We start from the raw sequence: 16,853 nt of genomic DNA, 5'->3' as shown, positions 1-16,853 counted from the left end.
AAATAAACATTTAGCCTTCCGGAAATCACGCTCCCAATCATCAATCCCACAGGCACTGATCACTTCTCGATCCCCAGAATCGCTAATAGCGTATTAGATACGCAGTTTCAAGCGGGGATCGCCACGGGGCAGAATTTCCGCCTGCTTCGTAATTAGGATTTAGCGGACAGGTTCAGGGCTGAGATGGCATCTCAAGCAGGCGCTCGAGCCCCGCGACGATGTTTTCATAGTTGAAGCGCCGCACCGAGGTGCGATCAATGGCGGCCATTCGCCGCGTCAGATCGGAAGAGAGCTTTCGGTCATCACTCGAGAGGCCACCCGCTGCGAGGTTGGCATCGACAGCTGCCTGTGCCGGATGATTGGCTTCCATCACGATCACCGCAACCGCAGAGGTGCCCAGCCAGTTAAGGGCGAATGCGAGCGCGTCCAGCTCCACACCGCGGGATTTGAACATCCTGGCAAGCGGAACAAGCCAGACACGGATCCAGGAAGCTGATTGGGGGCTATTCCAGAAGATGACTCTCAGCGCCTCCGGGTGCTCGTCCCAAAGTCGCTGCGTTTCTTTCAACCAATCGAAAACGATATCCTGCCAGGGCCGCCCTTCGATTGCCGGCGCTTGCCACAAGCCGATGAAATGCTCTGCCACAGCATCGAGAAGCGATTCTCGGCTTGGATAATATCGATAGAGCGACATCACGCCGACGTTCAGGCTCGCGGCGAGCTTTGCCATCGTAAGCTCGCCTGAACTTCCGCTCAGAAGCCTGCAGGCTTCCGCGACGATCTCTTCCTTCGTCAGACGGGGCTTCGGTCCAGGCTTCGCTACCCCGATGCGCGAGGAAGCCGCCGAGGTCTTGTTTGTCCGGGGCATTGGCACAGAATAGCCATGTGCCCGATCATAGCAAATTGGTGTCCAATCCAGTCGGCGGACAAATATCCAGAACATCCGCCTCTGGGATACAGCTCAGCTGGCGTAAATGACCCTGTATGGGCGCTAGCTGGCGCGCCTTTGACATGACCTGATGTCATACGAAGATGCGCGAGACTGGTCAAAGAGTGAAGCCGCTGTCGATCGTAAGGCTGGCACCCGTCATGAAGCCGGCTTCGCTGCCCACGATAGACCCCACCAGCCCGGCTATCTAGTCGGGACTAGCGACCCGCTTTAACGGGCTCATGCCCGCCAGCGCATCGATTGCGCCGACATTGATGTCGGTGCAAAGGAAATGACCGATATCGGCGCGCGTTGCTGCATGTTTGGTGCTGCCAGACCTGCGACTGCGGCACGGATTGCCGACGACCGCTTTAAAGTTTCCGGGAAAGCCTAGGTTGTCGCGCGACGATCATATTCGCGAGAGACTTGCTAGAAGCGGTTAGCCAAATGCTTAGCTGCTGAACCGAACGCATGCTTATGCGGCGCGGCATCATCTGCTGCCATGACTGGAGCCCGTGCTTCGTTACAGTTAGAATGGCAGTGTGGTTCATGATCTTCCGATTGGGCGTTCGCTGCTGCGCTTTCGCCGCCTGAACGGCATTAAACAAGCGCATGTCGCTGAATTGCTGTGCGTTTCGCAGGGCAGCATCTCGCGATGGGAGGGCGGTACTCATGCTCCGGACGAGCATCATCGTGAGAAAATTGCGACGTTGATCGCGGCGCATGCGAATAACAATGGCGACATGGCCATGAAACGGCTCATCTCGACATCGACGCTTGCGGTACACCTGGTATGCGACGCGACACATATCCTGCTTGCGGCTTCTCCTGCACGAGCAGCGGTATTCGCGGGTGGGGTTGATCGGTATTTAGGCACATCGCTGTGGCGCTATGCCAGCCCCGAGATTGCCGAAGCGGAGGCCCGGCTTGCCGATGACGGTTGGTTCGAACGTCCGTTCAAGGCATTGACCTTCCGGACAGGCGATAACCTTAGCCACGATGTTCCAGTGCGGTCGAGCACGGTGCGCTGCGAGACAATTCCGCTCGCAGATGGGCGCGTTGGACGGGTAACGACCACGCTCGCTCAACACGCATAATATATTCGTTCTCCGTGCCGCGTTGACGGCGTAGCTCCGCTGCCGGGGCTCGGCTGTTGTATCTAAACTTGTCGCTTTGGCTGATCGAAGCCGTAGCCGAGGACGCGTTTGAGGTGCCTATGTCCAGCCTGCTGGCGACCAAAGCTATCAAGTCGTGAATTGGAAGGCGAGCGCGTGAACGACATCTTGGATAAGACCCAGCGGCTGACGGCGATCATCGCCTTTCTCCAGTCGGCGGAGAGACTAAAGGATACGCTGCGAAGCGGACGTACGGCGCAAGGGCGATCCGAAAGCACTGCGGAACACAGCTGGCGGCTGTGTTTGATGATTATGGCATTTGAGCGCGATCTGGCGGACCATGACATCGCTCGACTTCTCAAGCTTGCCGTCGTCCATGACCTGGGTGAAGCGATCCATGGAGACACACCGGCGACCGAGCAGCATCTGGATCCGGATCGTAACGAACGCGAGCGCCGCGACATGGCTAAGCTCTGCGCGTTGCTTCCGGACGACATCAGCGGGGAAATGCTGAACCTGTGGGACGATTATGCTGGGGCCCGCTCGCCGGAAGCACGATTGGTAAAAGGCTTCGACAAGCTTGAGACGATGCTTCAGCATTTGGCGGGCAGAAACGCTTCTGACTTCAATTATGCGTTCAATCTCAGTTACGGCACCGCGCAGACGAACTATCACCCCTTGCTGCGCGATCTCCGCGCTATAGTTGATGGCTGGACGCGGGAGCGGATCGACCACTCTCATCGCGCATGACCTAGGTGGGATGCCTTTGCTCGGTCATCGCCACTGCCCTTGCATCACCAAGCGCAGTCGCAGGATCATGATGATATCCAGCCACCATGCCAATCGGCGCTTGCCGAAAAAATGGCGACTTTAAGATGAGCCGGGGGCCATCTGAACGACTGACTTTGGGGCGCTTTGCTGACAACGGAGCGGTTGCAACTTCAAGGATTAAGAAAGCTCCATACCTTGGAAATGACGACCGATCCTTCCCCTACGGCGGAAGCGACGCGCTTGACGGAGCCTGAGCGAACGTCGCCGACAGCGAAGATGCCGGGATGCGAAGTGCCGTAAGCCGAATCCGCGCTCGCCGCCTCACCGGTGAGGACGAAGCCGCTGTCGTCGAGCGCGCGGGGATTTCTTCGAGAACTTCGGGCCTAGCACGACCCCGGATCGCCTTGGTGCCTTTAGCCTGAGCTTTCCGGTTCGAATGGCCGACCGGGGCGAAAAGCAGATGTGTCTGCCGGCAGTGAAGGTTGACGACTGCGAATGTGTTCGCCGCTCGCTTGAGTCTCGTTGGATGCTATCTTCAAATCTTTGCGCGAACATCAACATCAGAGTGAAAGCTCTTCATCCTGCGTTGGTGAACAATCGGCCGGCTTAAAGGCTTTCAACCTAACTTAAATCAGCAAAGGTTTTTTCCAAGGAACTGTGATCATCGCGCGCTGTTCATCGCGTGGGCGGCGGCGAACAGGGAGCATTTCGTGAAAATCCATATCATGTCCGTCAGCGCGATCGGGCTCGCGCTGAGCACGGCCGCGCTCGCGCAGTCTTCTGCCTCTTCCAACGCAGCTCCACCGCCGCCGCCGGCCCCCTCGATGGCAATTCCCGAACAGCCCGCGGCCGATATGCAGGCCGTTCTCGACGCCCACGCGGCGCTTGGACCCAAACCGATTGAAAGGCTCACGCCCCTCGAGGCCCGGCTTCAGCCCAGCGCCTCGGATGCGACGATGGCAGTGATGCGCAAAAAGGGTCTGTCGACCGCTCCCGATCCTGCGGTCACGACCAGGGATCTGCCCTACGGCGCTGACCCGATGCAATATGCGCGGATCTATCGCCCGGCGGCCGCCCCTGCCGACGCAAGTCTCCCGATCGTGATCTATTATCATGGCGGCGGATGGGTGATCGCCGACGTCAACACCTATGACGCGACCCCGCGCCTGCTCGCAAAGCAGCTCAACGCGATCGTCGTCTCGGTGGAATATCGCCATGCGCCCGAAGCCAAATTCCCCGCGCAGCATGACGATGCTGCTGCGGCTTATCGCTGGGTCGTGCAGAGCGCGCCCACTTGGAATGCCGATGCGCGCAGGATCGCGTTAGCCGGCGAAAGCGCGGGCGGTAACCTTGCGGTCGCGACCGCGATCCATGCTCGGGACAATAGCCTGCCCAAGCCGCTGCACGTCCTGGCGGTCTATCCGATCGCCGACAGTCGGATGGACTTGCCGTCGCGCAAGGATTCGACTGGCGCCAGGCCTCTCAACGGCGCGATGTTGAAGTGGTTCGGCTATTATTACGCGAAGACATCTGCCGACATGCAGGACCCGCGCATCAACCTGGTTCAGGCCAATCTGAAGGGCCTGCCGCCGGTTACGATCGTCAACGCCAAGATAGATCCGCTGCGCTCGGACGGCGAAACGCTGACGACGGCGCTTAAACAGGCGGGTGTGCGCGTCGAGCAGAGAAGCTTCGATGGTGTCACCCACGAATTCTTCGGCATGGGGACCGTTGTGCGCGGTGCCTATGACGCGCAAGCCTGGGCGGTGTCGCGTCTCAAGTCCGCTCTGTCCAACTGATCGCGAGGAGTCGAGGTCATGAAGATTATCCATGGCGCGCTCTGCGCGCTCGCCTTCGCCGCCGCGCCCGTGGTCGCACAGGTTATGCCGCCCGTCGATTATGTGAAGACGGCGGGCGCGAGCGACCTCTACGAAATCCAGTCGAGCAAGCTCGTTCTGGCAACGAGCCAGGATCCCAAGGTCCGCAGCTTTGCCGAGATGATGATCGACCATCATTCGAGGAGCACAGCAGACCTGAAGGCCGCAGCGGCCAAGGCGAAGGTCAAGATCGCCCCGCCCATGCTGACCTCGCTTCAGAACGAGCTGATCGCGCAGCTCCAGGCTGAACGGGGACCGGCGCGCGACGCGCGCTACATTGCCGAACAAAAGGCGGCGCACGGGCAGGCACTTAACGTCCACGAGGCCTATGCGGCCGAAGGGACTTCGCCGCCGCTCAAGGCCGCGGCGGCGAAGATCGTTCCTGTCGTCGAGCACCATATCCACCAACTCATGGCGATGTGATCGCTCAGGCCGCCGGCGATGCCGGCGGCCGTCTTCAAACGCTTTTCCTGATGAGGTGCATCTTGGCCGTTCGCCCGACCATTTTCCTCGCGAGTGCCGCGCTCGGCCTTGCCTTCTCAAGCGCCGGATCAGCCCAGCAGGGCGACGGCACGCGGGTCGCGATTTCTACCGCGATCAACAAGCCGGCCAAGGTTCCGGCGACTCCCGAGCGCGTCGCTCAAATCAACGTGCCTTCCGGGTTCACCGTTGCGCCTTTCGCGACGGGGCTCAAGAACGCCCGCATCCTCGCGGTCGCGGCCAATGGCGACATCTATCTGAGCCGACGGGACCAGGGCGATGTCCTGCTGCTTCGCGACACCGATGGCGACGGCAAAGCCGACGGCGCCCCCGTCACCGTCGCCAACCGCGCGCAAGCCCATGGCCTCGCGATCCATGACGGCAAGCTTTACCTGGTGACGGTCAAAGAGCTGTTCGTTGCAGACATCCTGACCGACGGGCGCCTCGGGCCAATGACCCTGCTTGCCGGCGACCTGCCCGACAGCGGCCAGCACGCCAACCGAACGATCGCATGGGGTCCGGATAATATGCTCTATTTGAGCGTGGGATCGACCTGCAACGCCTGCAACGAGAGCAACCCGGAGAACGCCACAATCTTGCGTGTCTCGCCCGACGGCAAGAGCCGCACGATTTTCGCCAGCGGTCTCAGGAACACGATCGGCTTTGATTGGGATCCTGCCACGGGCGCGCTTTGGGGTCTTGACCATGGCATCGACTTCCTCGGCGATGACGACCAGCCCGAGGAGCTCAACCGGATCGAGCAGGGCAAGAAATATGGCTGGCCGCATGTCTATGCCAGTGGCCGCATCTATCCGCAGAGCACACCCGTAGGCGACATTTCGAAGGAAGACTGGAAGGCGACGAGCGAACCGATGGTGCTCGGCTACACCGGCCATGCCGCCCCGATGCAGCTTGTCTTCTACAGCGCCGGTGCCTTTCCGGCCGAGTTCAACGGCAACGCCTTTGCGACCATGCGGGGTTCATGGAACCGCGCAACCCCTTCGGGTTATGAGATCGTTCGGATCCGCTTTGCCAGCGGCAAGCCAACAGCGATCGAGCCCTTCGTCACGGGCTTCCTCACCGACAACGGCACCTCCCATTTCGCACGACCGGTCGGCCTGGCGGTTGCGAAGGACGGCGCGCTGCTAATGGCCGATGACGCCAATGGTGTCATCTACCGTATCGCCTATCAGAACGGTCGCGCGCGAGCCGCCGGCGACAGCCCGGCGCCCGTCACCGAAATGCAGCGCCAGACGAGCGTTGGCCTCGGCGTTCCCCTCGCCAGCGCCCGGCCTGAGACCGCCGCCCGCGGCAGCCTGAGGATCATGTCGCAGAACTTCACGGCCGGTCGGCCCATTCCGCTCAAGCAGAGCGAATATGCCGACGGCGTGTCCCCGCAACTCAGCTGGACCCCGGTTCCCGGTGCGGTCTCCTATGCGCTGATCATGGAGGATCCGGACGCGCATCCCATCACGCCATTCGTCCATTGGCTGGCGTGGAATATCCCGGCTGCAACGACGGCGCTCCCCGAAGGCTTGCAGGAACAGCCAAGGCTTACTGAACCCAACGGTGTCTTGCAGGGTCGCACGAGCCGCGGGTCGGCCGGTTATTATGGTCCGCGCCCGCCGGTCGGCGACCCGCCGCACCACTATCATGTTCAGCTGCTTGCGCTCGACACGATGGTGGACGTCCCAGCCGGTGCCGATCGTGAGATGCTGCTTGCGGCGGTCAAGGGCCATGTCCTTGCCAAAGGTGAACTCATCGGTACCTATCAGCAGATGCAAGCGCCGCCGAAATAGCGACACAGGGCGGCATACCGCTGGATAGCCTCCGGTCTCCAATACCTACGGGCTCGATTTCCTCTGCGGCCCGGCTGCGGACATGAACATGCGGCTGATCGGGCTCGACAAGCCGGCGTTGAAACCGCAATGGGTCTCGGCACGACAGCGCCCCTATATGTTCCTTGCTCCATGGTCGATGCGAGCGATGTTGAGGCATTGGACCTCGTCGAACGGCGGGCGGCGATCGCGACCGGGCAATTTGGCGCAGGGCCGCGTGCTGATTATCGCTGACGAGCCACCGTAGGATGCTCGTGGTCGAAGTAGCCGAGGAACGGGCTATGCCTTCGAAGCCTTTAATGGCCCAAGCGCGATGCGGCTTAGCCAGTCGCATCCCGACATCGACCTGCTGATCACCGATGGGGGCTTGTTCGGGGCATGAGGCGGCGGACCGGCCGCTCGAGGCGAGCCGCTACCTCCATTCTCGGGCGCCACGTCGCCAATATCCCGGAGACTAGAAAAGCTTGTCCAAGGTTATTGGTAGCTCACGAATCCGCTTTCCCGTCGCATTGTACACGGCATTGGCCACGGCGGCACCAACGCCGGTAATGCCGATCTCCCCGATACCTCGCGCGCCCATGGGGGAACGTGGGTCGGGAATATCGGTCCACATCACCTCGATCGCAGGAACATCGAGGTGCACGGGCACGTGATATTCGGCGAGGCTCGGGTTCATGATCCGCCCGGTGCGCTCGTCGAACATCGTCTCTTCGGTCAAGGCCAGGCCCAATCCCATGATCATGCCGCCGCGGAACTGACTGGCTCCGGTCTTTGGGTTGAGGATGCGGCCACAATCGAAAGAGCCGAGCATGCGGGAGACCCGCACCTCGCCAGTGACGGCGTTGACGCGCACTTCAACGAAAATTGCGCTGTGCGAATGCATTGACCAATGCTGCAGTTCGAGCGGATCGGGCGGCGTGGCTTCGACGGTGACGGCTTCGCGCTGCGCGCGCGAGAGGATCGACGTGTAGCTTTCGTATCGGTCGGGCTCGTCCAGCTTGGCGAGGCCGCCGCGCGTGCCGAACACATCGTGCGGTTTCAGTCCGGCAAGCGACGAATCGTTGCCCGCAAGCGTGAGCAATTCGGCGAACAGTTCGCGCTGTGCCTCGACGATCGCGGCGCCGATCGCCGCCGTCTGCTGCGATCCGCCGGCAAGCACCACGCCGGGCAGGTCGGTGTCGGCATAATTGAAGGTCACCTGGTCGAGCGACAGGCCCAGCCGGTCCGCCGTGACCTGCGTGTGCGCGGTGGCGGTGCCCATTCCCATTTCGTGCGCGGCGATGCCGACCGTCGCGTGACCATTGCGGTCGAGCGTGATCCGCGCAGCGCCGCCCGGCATTCGGTAATAGGGATAGGTGCCGGTCGCGACCCCCATCCCGATCAGCCAATCACCCTCGCGCCGGCTGCCGGGCACCTTTGGCCGGTCGGCCCAGCCGAACCTTGCCGCACCATCCCGAAACGCCTGTTCCACCGCCCGCTGCGAAAAGGGCAGGCCGGTGGTCGGGTCCTGCGCCGGCTCGTTTTTCAGGCGCAGTTCGATAGGGTCGATGTCCAATGCGACGGCCAGCTCGTCGATCGCGCTCTCCAACCCGAAGGTTCCGACCGCTTCGCCGGGCGCGCGCATGAATGTATTGGCAACCATGTCGATAAACGCCTGTTCGACATCGAGCTTGAAGGCGCCGGCGGCATAAGCGCTCTTGGTCTGCACGATGAAGGGTTCAGGCGTCGCGCTGTGCCTGCTCATCGTGATAGCACCAGTGTGGACGATGGCATCGAAGGTGCCGTCGGCCTGCGCGCCGATCGCGACGCGCTGCTCGGTCATCGCCCGCCCGCCGATCGTGCGGTGCACGCCTTCGCGCGACAATACGATCCGCACCGGCCTTCCGGCCAGTTTGCTGGCCGCCGCAGCCAAAGCCTGATGCTCCCAGAGCGTCTTGCTGCCAAACCCGCCACCGACGAACGGCGAGGTGACGCGCACCTGCTTCTCATCGATGCCGAAGATCTGCGCAAGCGACCAGGCGGTATGCGCGACCGCTTGCGTCGCGTCGTGAACCCGCAGCGTCTCGCCCTCCCATGTTACGGTCGCGGCGTGCAGCTCGATCGGATTATGGTTGTGGCGCGGGGTGCGGTAGACGTGGTCGACCCGGTGCGCCGCCGCCGCCAGCGCGGCTTCCGCGTCGCCGATTTCGAGCTTCAGGGGCTCGCCCTGAAATTCGCCCGGCTCGGTACCCGCAGCTTTCGCCGCCGCGAAGTTCGTCATCGCGTCGGCCCGCTCGTAGGTTACCGCAATCAGTGATTTGGCGTAGTCGGCCTGTTCCTGGCTTTCGGCCAGCACCACCGCGATCGGCTGGCCATTCCAGTGGATTTCAGGATCCTGCAGGATCGGCAGGTCGTTGCCCCCGCCAGCCTTTGAGGTCGACATGAACAGCGGCATCGGCTTCATCCGCGGCGCATTGTGATATGTCATCACCAGGACGACCCCCGGCGCCCGCTCGGCCGCCACGGTGTCCAGCGTTGCGATCCGACCGCGTGCGACCGTGCTGAACAGGACGGACGCATAGGTCATTTGCTCAAGTGCAAACTCGGCTGCGAAGGGGGCTGCACCTGCGACCTTGAGCGGCCCGTCTATCCGAGACACCGGTTTGCCCGTGTGACCATGCTGCTCGCGGATCAGCGGGTCGGGGGTACCGCCCGGCATCCAGCTATCGGGGGCGGCCGCGATGGCCTTTTGCATTGCGCCCTGGATCGCACCTTTGACCGCCGCCTTGGCATCACCGATCATGCTCATGGCACCAAGTCCGCAAGCGTGGCGGCGATGGTCCGCCTCGCCAGTTCGATCTTGAACGCGTTGTCGCGGAGAGGAACGGCATCGGCAAGCTCGGCCTCCGCAGCCACGCGGAAGGCCGCGTGCGTCGCCGGCTGCCCGACCAACAGGCGCTCGACCTGATGCGCTCGCCAGGGCTTATGCGCCACCCCGCCCAGCGCCAGCCTGACATCGGCGACAACCCCGTCCTGAACGTCGATCGCCGCAGCGACCGATACCAAGGCAAATGCGTAGGAGGCGCGGTCGCGCACCTTCCGGTAGGTCGATCGGCGCGCAATCGCCGCGGCGGGCAGTTCGATCGCGGTTATCAATTCACCTGTCTCGAGCATCGTTTCGATGTCGGGTCGGTCCTCCGGCAGACGGTGAAAATCGGTCATCGGGATCGTGCGTGGCCCGTTTGGACCGTCAACATGGACGATGGCATCGAGCGCCGAGAGCGCGACGCACATGTCGGATGGATGGGTGGCGACGCAGGCCGGCGAGGCGCCGAGGATTGCGTGGATCCGATTGAACCCGTCCCGCGCGTCGCAGCCCGACCCCGGCGCCCGCTTGTTACAGGCAGCGGCCTCATTGTCGTAGAAATAATAGCAGCGTGTGCGTTGCAGCAGGTTTCCCCCGACAGTGGCCATATTGCGGATTTGCGCCGATGCGCCGGCCAGGATCGCGCGCGACAGCACCGGATAGAGCGTTCGGATGTGCCGGTGTTCCGCCAGCGCGGTATTCGTGACCGCAGCGCCAATGACGACCGCGCCATCGCCTCGCACCGCGATCTCGTTGGCCAATCCCGTCACGTCGATCAGCGTGCGCGGACGCTCGATCGTCTCGCGCATGAGGTCCACCAGGTTGGTGCCGCCGCCAAGATAGCGGGTTTCAGACCTGCTGCTGGCCAACGCAATCGCCTCGCGGGCATCGGCCGCGCGAGCAAAGGTAAAGCTTTCCACTACGCGACCTCCTCGACGAAGGTCGCCCGGATCGCGTCGATGATACCGTTATAGGCGCCGCACCGGCACAGATTGCCGCTCATCCGCTCGCGCAATTCATCATGGTCGAGCCTTATCGCCTGCGCTGCGAGGTCGGGGGTGACAAAGCTTGGCAGACCCCTCTGGGCTTCGGCTGCCATCGCGATTGCCGAACAGATCTGGCCGGGCGTGCAGTAACCGCACTGGAAACCGTCATGTTCGACAAACATGGCCTGCAGAGCATCCAGTTGGTCGACCGTTCCTATCCCCTCGATGGTCGTGATCTCACGCTCCTCATATTGCACCGCCAGAGCGAGGCAGGAATTGATGCGGTTGCCGTCGACCAGCACGGTGCAGGCACCGCAGGCGCCCTGATTGCAGCCCTTCTTCGTGCCGGGCAGCGCGAGGTGCTCGCGCAGCAAGTCGAGCAGCGACGTGCGAATATCGACGTCAGCTTCGCGGATATCGCCGTTAATGTGAAAGCGCATTGCCGCCCCCGTCATGACATTCAAGCACAACACCGTAGCGCGCACCGCGTTCCGGGATTTGCGTTGCAGCAGACAAGCAGGATTCCATTCCTGAGCCCGTCGCTGCCCCCGACGGATCGCAGGCCACGCTGGGTTCGATCGAGGCCAGGCTTGGCCGGGTGCCCAATTTCTTCCGCGTCCTGTCCCACAGTCCTGCTGTGATCGATGCCCACGTGGCGCTAAACCAGGGCCTCAGCAAGGCGCTCGGCCTCAAGACCCGCGAGCGCGTCGCGCTTGCAGTGGCGGCGGTCAACGGCTGCGAATATTGCGACGCCGCCCATAGCTTCACCATCTACACTTTCGCCAGGCTGAGCCGGGACCTCGCCGGGAACGGGACCTCGGTCGATCCTCGATCCGCGGCGGCGGAGGCGGAGGCGGAGGCGGCCTTCGTGCGTAAGTGGCTAAAGAGCGAGGCAATGTCTCGGCAGAAGACCTTGCGGCGGTTCGCGAAGCCGGCTTTGGCGAAAACGAGATCGTGGAGATCGTCGCCGTGGTCGCCGAGAACTTTTTCACGAACTTGATCAACAAGGTTGCCAGCACTGAAGTGGATTTCCTCTCGATCTAGATTGGCTCACGGTGCGGTTCGCAAGCCGCACCGTGGAACGATATGCCGGCAGGAGAGCAGCGCCAGCTCAGACCTTTCGTACAGAGAAACGATGGGCAGTTCGGAGCGGTGCCGCCCCTCAGACCGTCTGATCATCGGCGCCTGGCGGTCGCACAAGGGGACTCCGACCGACGTCACCGGGAGAAGTTTTGCGGCGTGGCGAATGCCCATCGTAGGGTTTCGGCCAGAGCGTTAGTCCCACCATGCACCAACGGAGCGGTCAGTCCCGAATGTGAAAGCCCATGCATTTTCCTTGCCCATGGCGGCAGTAGGTCGATCGCCGCGCGCATCAGCAACGCCTGAGCCGGCATGTCGGTGATGCGAGCAGGCTTGGGATGCAATATCAACCGGGCGACTTCACGGGTACGATGGTCGACACCAAGCATAGGCCTAAAATCAGATAATATCGCGTCGGCCTCATTTCGGCTCTGGGGCACGGGATCGGCGCCAAGAGCGCGCGCTACGGTGGCGCTTTGCGCGAAATAATCGTCCTGATCAGCCAGCGACATCTGAGGCTCGCCATAGGCCCGCCAGGCGGCCAAAAAACACGTCGCCTCGGCAACGTGCACCCAGGCGAGGAGCATCGGATCCGCCGCGCGGTACGGACTGCCACCGGGCGCGACCCCGACAACCTTATCGTGGATGCTCCGCACCCGCGCGATCGCCTCCATCGCCAGATCACGGTCGCCGAATGTGGTGACTGCAATAAACCGCGCAGTGCGCCTTAGTCGGCCCAGCATGTCTTTGCGAAAGTTGCTATGGTCCCAAACGCCGCTCAACGCGGCCGGATGCAGCATCTGGAGCAGGAGCGCCGTCACGCCGCCGATCATCATGGTCGTCACATCGCCATGAACGCGCCAGATGACCGCCGAGGTTGGGAACATGGCATTGTCTGAACGAACGACCGGTGCCTCGCCCCGCGCCTGGTCATTGAAGATGCCGACAACCCGGGCGATAAGCGCTCTACGAAAGAGCTCAACGGGCCCGCGAGGTAGCGCCGCGGTCCTCACGCGCCGCCGATGCCCTCGATCACCTTGCCTGTTCCGCCACATTCATCGCAGCGGGCGCCGTAGGTTTCGCCAGTGCCCGAACATAAAGGACAAATATCCTCGCCCGTTCCGGGCGTTCCGGGCGGTGCGACGTCGCCGGGATTGAGGGGGCCATCGCTCATGGGGATCTCCGGGTGGTCTGAAAGCTCTCCAACAAAGACCTTCGAGGCGCGTTCCTCTCATTACGGTGGTGTCCGTCAGCCGCCGTGCGCACGCTCGCACTCTGCGGGTGCGCCCCGGCGGCGATACATGCCGCGATCGTCGCGCGGCTGCTTTTGACCAGCTAGTCCAGCTGGCCAAATCAGACCTGCTCGACACCTGCGGATGCTCGCCACAGCGCGACAACTCTATATCGACGATCTCCGCCCGATTTTTGCCGACGCAGCGGTAAGTTCATCGTCGGCAACGTTACAGACGCATGGCCAAATGGGCCAGGACGGTCGTGGGACGTTTCCGGGCGGCTGGAGCGTCTCATATCGGGCCTGGCGGGTTTGGTTCATACGCCATGACCGGCCCTAGCCGAGCAGGCGCTAATTCTTTTCCCCAGCTGCGAGTAGCGCGAGCGCGAGCCGCAACCCGTCACGCTGGCCGTGCGCCTGCGCCCGGCCGTGCCCGAGCTCTTGTCACGACCCGTCATCGCCAGGACAAGGCACGGCCCTTCCCTGTCCTGGCAAGCTCAAGCCGCGCCCCGGGCGGCAGTTGTCGGGGGCGGGGAGGGGGTATCACCACCACGAGGATGAATCGATTGTGGGATCGGGGAGAGCGGGAGCGGTCGGCCGGCGGCGAACGCGAAGGGGACTTTACGTCAGCAGACGGGTGCCGGCTTCGCCAAGAGCCCCTTTGATCCTGGAGGCGAATAGCGCCAGGGTCGGCGGAAGGTCGATCTCGGCGTGTACCGCTTGATCGAGCACATCCAGCCGTGCGGAGACCCGCTGCCCCAAGGCTTCGACGGTAAATCTCAGCCGGTTGTCTTCCCAGACATGTTCGGTCACCCGCCCGCCAGGGACGAAAGACGTTAGCCTGTCGAAACCGGCTTCAAGGCGGTTGCGTGCAGCCGCTTGGCCAAGCTTGTGCGGGATGTCGATCTTGACTGGTTCGGCCATCATAATCCGAGGCATTGCTACCGTAAAAAGGGTGCGAGGTGATAGCAGACTAACCGGCCAGCACGAACTGGCCGGTCTGCAGACAATCAGGCCTGCTGATCGCGCCGTCCGTTCTCATCGAGATCGATGCGGTTCGATTCCTCAAGACCAGGATTGCCGGACTGCTCGCGCTGCTCCTGGCGATCGCGCTGCTGGTTCTGCTGGCGCCCGACCGAGCCTTCCCGCTGCTGTTCCTGCTGGTTTCCACCAGCAGCATGGCCACCCCGGCCGCTACCCATCGTCGCGCGGTTCTCGCCATTCTGCCGATCTTCATCCATGATATGTCTCCTGATGAGCGCTCTGCGTAGCTCCTGACATAAGCGACCCTCACGGCCAGACGTTCCAATCGTTGCGCGTCAGTTTTGAGCCTTTCCGCTTCCTCCTGTCACCATCTGCCTGCGGACGCCCGAGGCCCCGACACGCTTCCGCATTCGGTCAGTGCGTGATGCGATCCCGAAGTTGGATAGAGGGTCGAGATAGCCCCGTTCGAGAGATAACCGCATATGTTATCGCATATATCAATGTTAGTTTATACATTCTCGCATATGCCACCTCACAACTTAGCTTGTAATTATATATTTTGGCATATAATTTCTGCACATTATATGCCTAAGCAGATATCTTTATCGTTTCTCCGGGAACTTGGCGATGCCCTTCGCAAGGGACGCGTCAGCAAGGGTTTGACACAGCGCGCGCTCGGCGAGCGCGTGGGGTTGCCGCAAAGCCATATCTCCAAGATCGAGCAGGGCGGCGTCGATCTGCAGCTGTCGAGCTTGGTCGAAATGGCACGCGCGCTCGATCTCGAACTCAAGCTGGTACCACGCCAGGCGCTGCCGGCGGTCGATGCGCTGATCCATGCAAGCGGACCCGACGATAGCGAGCAGAGTACGCGCCGTGCTCGCGAGATCATCGCGGTCCACGAGCAATTAGCGCGATCGCTCACGACCGCCTTTCCAAATCTCGACGAAGCTCTCACATTTCAGACAATGCTGCGGATGATCCAGGGGCACCGTTTCGATCCAGCCGCTTTCAAGATACTGAAGACCGCGCTCGCCCCAACGCGGAAGATCGCCGACGCCTTCAGGAACGGCGACATCACCCGCCGCCAGCTCATCGTGACCCTCGAGCGGATCAACAAAGGCCTGCGTGCTTTGCGCAAGACGCTGGGTCAAGGCGTGAGAATGACCGCCCCGCGCCAGGTTCCTGCGCACAGCCTCGAGGATGACGATGATGACTGAGCTGCGCGCGCTCGACATCCTCCTCCATGACCGCCGGATTGGAACGATCACCGCGCTTGAAGGGGATCGCAGCATCTTCACCTTCGACGATGCTTATGCCGCTGACACAGACCGCGACACACTGAGCCTTGCGTTCAAGGACCGCTACGGCGAGCTTTATACAGCCGACAACCGTGCCTTCCAGACGCGGCTTCAGCCCTTCTTCTCAAACTTGCTGCCCGAAGGCGCATTGCGCGACTTCCTGGCGCGACGCACCGGGGTCAACGCCACCCGCGAGTTTCAGCTGCTAGGCGAACTCGGTGGCGATCTGCCGGGTGCCGTACGCGCGCTCCCGGCCAACGGCCATACCGCCGCCACACTTGCAGCGGCGAGTGCTGCGCCAGCAGCCTTCGACCCCAAATTCCGCTTTTCGCTCGCAGGCGTCCAGCTCAAATTCTCGGCGCTTAAAAACGAGGGCAGGGGCGGCGGCCTTACCATCCCGACCCAAGGCGAGGGTGGAGGATGGATCATCAAATTGCCGTCGACCCGCCTCGAGGATGTGCCCGAGAATGAATTTGCGATCATGACGCTTGCTGGGCTGATAGGAATCGACGTGCCCGAGATTGAACTGGTTCGTCTCGATCAGATCGACGGTCTGCCCGCCGGCATCACGTATTATGGTAGCACCGCCCTCGCTATCCGGCGCTTCGATCGCAGCCCGGACGGGCCAGTGCATGTTGAGGATTTCGCTCAATTCTATCGCGTTTACCCCGAAGCAAAATATGACACTGCAAGCTATCGCACCATTCTCGCCGCACTCGCCATTGAGACCGACGATCGCAGTGTCGAACAGTTTATCCGTCGCCTGACCTACAGTGTGCTGATCGGCAATGGCGATATGCATTTGAAGAACTGGTCGCTGATCTATCCCGACCGTCGAACCCCCGTCCTGTCGCCGGCTTACGACTTGCTGTCGACCATCCCTTATCTGCCCAAGGACGAAGCCGCGCTCAAATTCCGGCGCTCCAAGGCTTGGGCGAGCTTCACCTATGACGAGCTTGCCGCAATGGCCGACAAGGCCAAGGTCGCCCAGACTGCGATATTGGCTATCGCACGCGAAACGGTTGAACGCTTCGATACGGCATGGTCGGCACATAAGACCCATCTGCCACTTTCCGACACACTGATAGGCGCTATAGAAAAGCACCGCGCGCGCGTCGCGATCTGACCCCACCTTGATGTGGCACATTTGATGGCGCCAGGGACAAGCATGGGGAGACGCGGTCGACGCCCACAAGTTCACTCGCAGCTGCGAGCGACGCCCGGGCGACCATTTGCTAGGAGCATTTCCTGAGCTACCTGGCCGTTACGAGCGATAACGAAGCCGCGCTGCGCGATGCGGCGTTTCGCATTCGGCCGCAAGTGGCTCTGATTTACATGACCGACCCGTGGGTTCACCACCTGCATCGAGTTACGGAACGTCCGATGCCAGTGACAGAGATATGATCGGCCAGCTTGTGAC

Annotated in this window: 17 protein-coding genes and 2 pseudogenes; 9 read left to right on the top strand and 10 right to left on the bottom strand. The window is 62.0% G+C overall.

Annotated features, from left to right (window positions below):
- Positions 1–172 precede the first annotated feature (172 nt).
- Positions 173–868, bottom strand: coding sequence for a TetR/AcrR family transcriptional regulator (locus EOD43_RS18530; protein WP_164857332.1), 696 nt, complete (start codon positions 866–868; stop codon positions 173–175).
- Between the two features lie 602 nt (positions 869–1,470).
- Here EOD43_RS18530 and EOD43_RS18520 point away from each other — a divergent pair.
- Positions 1,471–2,025, top strand: a complete 555-nt coding sequence (locus EOD43_RS18520) for a helix-turn-helix domain-containing protein (RefSeq protein WP_206363594.1) — start codon at positions 1,471–1,473, stop codon at positions 2,023–2,025.
- A gap of 174 nt (positions 2,026–2,199) precedes the next feature.
- On the top strand, positions 2,200–2,793 hold the full coding sequence (locus tag EOD43_RS18515) for an HD domain-containing protein (RefSeq protein WP_206363593.1): 594 nt from the start codon (positions 2,200–2,202) through the stop codon (positions 2,791–2,793).
- Positions 2,794–2,984: 191 nt separating this feature from the next.
- Here the strand turns inward: EOD43_RS18515 and EOD43_RS24030 are convergent.
- Both EOD43_RS24030 and EOD43_RS24075 read right to left on the bottom strand, forming a co-directional pair.
- Positions 2,985–3,170, bottom strand: a pseudogene (locus EOD43_RS24030) (FAD-dependent oxidoreductase); the annotation flags it as partial.
- 305 nt (positions 3,171–3,475) lie between these two features.
- On the bottom strand, positions 3,476–3,607 hold the full coding sequence (locus tag EOD43_RS24075) for a hypothetical protein (protein WP_276318208.1): 132 nt from the start codon (positions 3,605–3,607) through the stop codon (positions 3,476–3,478).
- A gap of 172 nt (positions 3,608–3,779) precedes the next feature.
- Between EOD43_RS24075 and EOD43_RS18505 the strand changes: the two genes are divergently transcribed.
- The 3 genes from EOD43_RS18505 (at position 3,780) to EOD43_RS18495 (ending at position 6,970) form a co-directional block, all read left to right on the top strand.
- Positions 3,780–4,613 carry an alpha/beta hydrolase gene (locus tag EOD43_RS18505; protein ID WP_240653346.1) on the top strand — a complete coding sequence of 278 codons (834 nt, stop codon included), beginning with the start codon at positions 3,780–3,782 and terminating at the stop codon, positions 4,611–4,613.
- 18 nt (positions 4,614–4,631) lie between these two features.
- Positions 4,632–5,114: a DUF4142 domain-containing protein gene (locus EOD43_RS18500; protein WP_240653344.1), complete on the top strand. Its 483-nt coding sequence runs from the start codon at positions 4,632–4,634 to the stop codon at positions 5,112–5,114.
- Between the two features lie 62 nt (positions 5,115–5,176).
- Entirely contained in the window at positions 5,177–6,970 is a 1,794-nt protein-coding gene (locus EOD43_RS18495; protein ID WP_240653343.1) for a YbhB/YbcL family Raf kinase inhibitor-like protein, read from the top strand.
- A gap of 493 nt (positions 6,971–7,463) precedes the next feature.
- Here EOD43_RS18495 and EOD43_RS18490 read toward each other — a convergent pair whose 3' ends face one another.
- Genes EOD43_RS18490 through EOD43_RS18480 form a run of 3 tightly spaced genes read right to left on the bottom strand, consistent with a single transcriptional unit; the run spans position 7,464 to position 11,280 of the window.
- Positions 7,464–9,797 carry a xanthine dehydrogenase family protein molybdopterin-binding subunit gene (locus EOD43_RS18490; RefSeq protein WP_127745524.1) on the bottom strand — a complete coding sequence of 778 codons (2,334 nt, stop codon included), beginning with the start codon at positions 9,795–9,797 and terminating at the stop codon, positions 7,464–7,466.
- Positions 9,794–10,774, bottom strand: coding sequence for an FAD binding domain-containing protein (locus EOD43_RS18485; protein ID WP_127745523.1), 981 nt, complete (start codon positions 10,772–10,774; stop codon positions 9,794–9,796). Before EOD43_RS18485 ends, EOD43_RS18490 begins: the two co-directional genes overlap by 4 nt.
- Positions 10,774–11,280: a 2Fe-2S iron-sulfur cluster-binding protein gene (locus EOD43_RS18480; RefSeq protein ID WP_127745522.1), complete on the bottom strand. Its 507-nt coding sequence runs from the start codon at positions 11,278–11,280 to the stop codon at positions 10,774–10,776. The genes EOD43_RS18485 and EOD43_RS18480 overlap by 1 nt, the downstream gene beginning before the upstream one ends.
- A gap of 158 nt (positions 11,281–11,438) precedes the next feature.
- Between EOD43_RS18480 and EOD43_RS24155 the strand changes: the two are divergent.
- Both EOD43_RS24155 and EOD43_RS24020 read left to right on the top strand, forming a co-directional pair.
- A pseudogene (locus EOD43_RS24155) lies at positions 11,439–11,570 on the top strand (carboxymuconolactone decarboxylase family protein); the annotation flags it as partial.
- A 146-nt stretch (positions 11,571–11,716) separates the two neighbouring features.
- Positions 11,717–11,884, top strand: coding sequence for a carboxymuconolactone decarboxylase family protein (locus tag EOD43_RS24020; RefSeq protein WP_240653417.1), 168 nt, complete (start codon positions 11,717–11,719; stop codon positions 11,882–11,884).
- Between the two features lie 173 nt (positions 11,885–12,057).
- On the opposite strand, the gene EOD43_RS18470 is transcribed toward EOD43_RS24020, so the two are convergent.
- From EOD43_RS18470 to EOD43_RS18460, 4 genes are all read right to left on the bottom strand, one after another.
- The gene (locus EOD43_RS18470; RefSeq protein ID WP_240653342.1) at positions 12,058–12,807 is read right to left on the bottom strand and encodes an oxygenase MpaB family protein; all 750 of its coding nucleotides are present in this window, start codon (positions 12,805–12,807) and stop codon (positions 12,058–12,060) included.
- 122 nt (positions 12,808–12,929) lie between these two features.
- Complete coding sequence (locus EOD43_RS23755) at positions 12,930–13,094, bottom strand: hypothetical protein (protein WP_164857331.1); 165 nt, start codon at positions 13,092–13,094, stop codon at positions 12,930–12,932.
- A gap of 678 nt (positions 13,095–13,772) precedes the next feature.
- On the bottom strand, positions 13,773–14,078 hold the full coding sequence (locus EOD43_RS18465; RefSeq protein ID WP_240653340.1) for a polyhydroxyalkanoic acid system family protein: 306 nt from the start codon (positions 14,076–14,078) through the stop codon (positions 13,773–13,775).
- A gap of 83 nt (positions 14,079–14,161) precedes the next feature.
- Positions 14,162–14,392, bottom strand: a complete 231-nt coding sequence (locus EOD43_RS18460; protein ID WP_127745520.1) for a hypothetical protein — start codon at positions 14,390–14,392, stop codon at positions 14,162–14,164.
- A gap of 327 nt (positions 14,393–14,719) precedes the next feature.
- Between EOD43_RS18460 and EOD43_RS18455 the strand changes: the two genes are divergently transcribed.
- Together EOD43_RS18455 and EOD43_RS18450 are read left to right on the top strand one after the other, a co-directional pair.
- Positions 14,720–15,352, top strand: a complete 633-nt coding sequence (locus tag EOD43_RS18455; protein ID WP_127745519.1) for a helix-turn-helix domain-containing protein — start codon at positions 14,720–14,722, stop codon at positions 15,350–15,352.
- Positions 15,342–16,559: a type II toxin-antitoxin system HipA family toxin gene (locus tag EOD43_RS18450; RefSeq protein ID WP_240653339.1), complete on the top strand. Its 1,218-nt coding sequence runs from the start codon at positions 15,342–15,344 to the stop codon at positions 16,557–16,559. Before EOD43_RS18455 ends, EOD43_RS18450 begins: the two co-directional genes overlap by 11 nt.
- The last annotated feature ends 294 nt before the right edge of the window (positions 16,560–16,853 follow it).

Source organism: Sphingomonas crocodyli (assembly GCF_004005865.1).
GTDB lineage: Bacteria > Pseudomonadota > Alphaproteobacteria > Sphingomonadales > Sphingomonadaceae > Rhizorhabdus > Rhizorhabdus crocodyli.
Note: the sequence above shows the minus strand (reverse complement) of the source record. Positions and strands in the feature narration are given on the sequence as shown.

Bases quoted from the DNA above. Each gene is read 5' to 3' on its own strand.
- EOD43_RS18530 (WP_164857332.1), bottom strand. From the start codon at position 868: ATGCCCCGGACAAACAAGACCTCGGCGGCTTCCTCGCGCATCGGGGTA.
- EOD43_RS18505 (WP_240653346.1), top strand. From the start codon at position 3,780: ATGCGCAAAAAGGGTCTGTCGACCGCTCCCGATCCTGCGGTCACGACC.
- EOD43_RS18500 (WP_240653344.1), top strand. From the start codon at position 4,632: ATGAAGATTATCCATGGCGCGCTCTGCGCGCTCGCCTTCGCCGCCGCG.
- EOD43_RS18490 (WP_127745524.1), bottom strand. From the start codon at position 9,797: ATGAGCATGATCGGTGATGCCAAGGCGGCGGTCAAAGGTGCGATCCAG.
- EOD43_RS18480 (WP_127745522.1), bottom strand. From the start codon at position 11,280: ATGCGCTTTCACATTAACGGCGATATCCGCGAAGCTGACGTCGATATT.
- EOD43_RS18470 (WP_240653342.1), bottom strand. From the start codon at position 12,807: ATGTTCCCAACCTCGGCGGTCATCTGGCGCGTTCATGGCGATGTGACG.
- EOD43_RS23755 (WP_164857331.1), bottom strand. From the start codon at position 13,094: ATGAGCGATGGCCCCCTCAATCCCGGCGACGTCGCACCGCCCGGAACG.
- EOD43_RS18465 (WP_240653340.1), bottom strand. From the start codon at position 14,078: ATGATGGCCGAACCAGTCAAGATCGACATCCCGCACAAGCTTGGCCAA.
- EOD43_RS18460 (WP_127745520.1), bottom strand. From the start codon at position 14,392: ATGGATGAAGATCGGCAGAATGGCGAGAACCGCGCGACGATGGGTAGC.
- EOD43_RS18455 (WP_127745519.1), top strand. From the start codon at position 14,720: ATGCCTAAGCAGATATCTTTATCGTTTCTCCGGGAACTTGGCGATGCC.
- EOD43_RS18450 (WP_240653339.1), top strand. From the start codon at position 15,342: ATGATGACTGAGCTGCGCGCGCTCGACATCCTCCTCCATGACCGCCGG.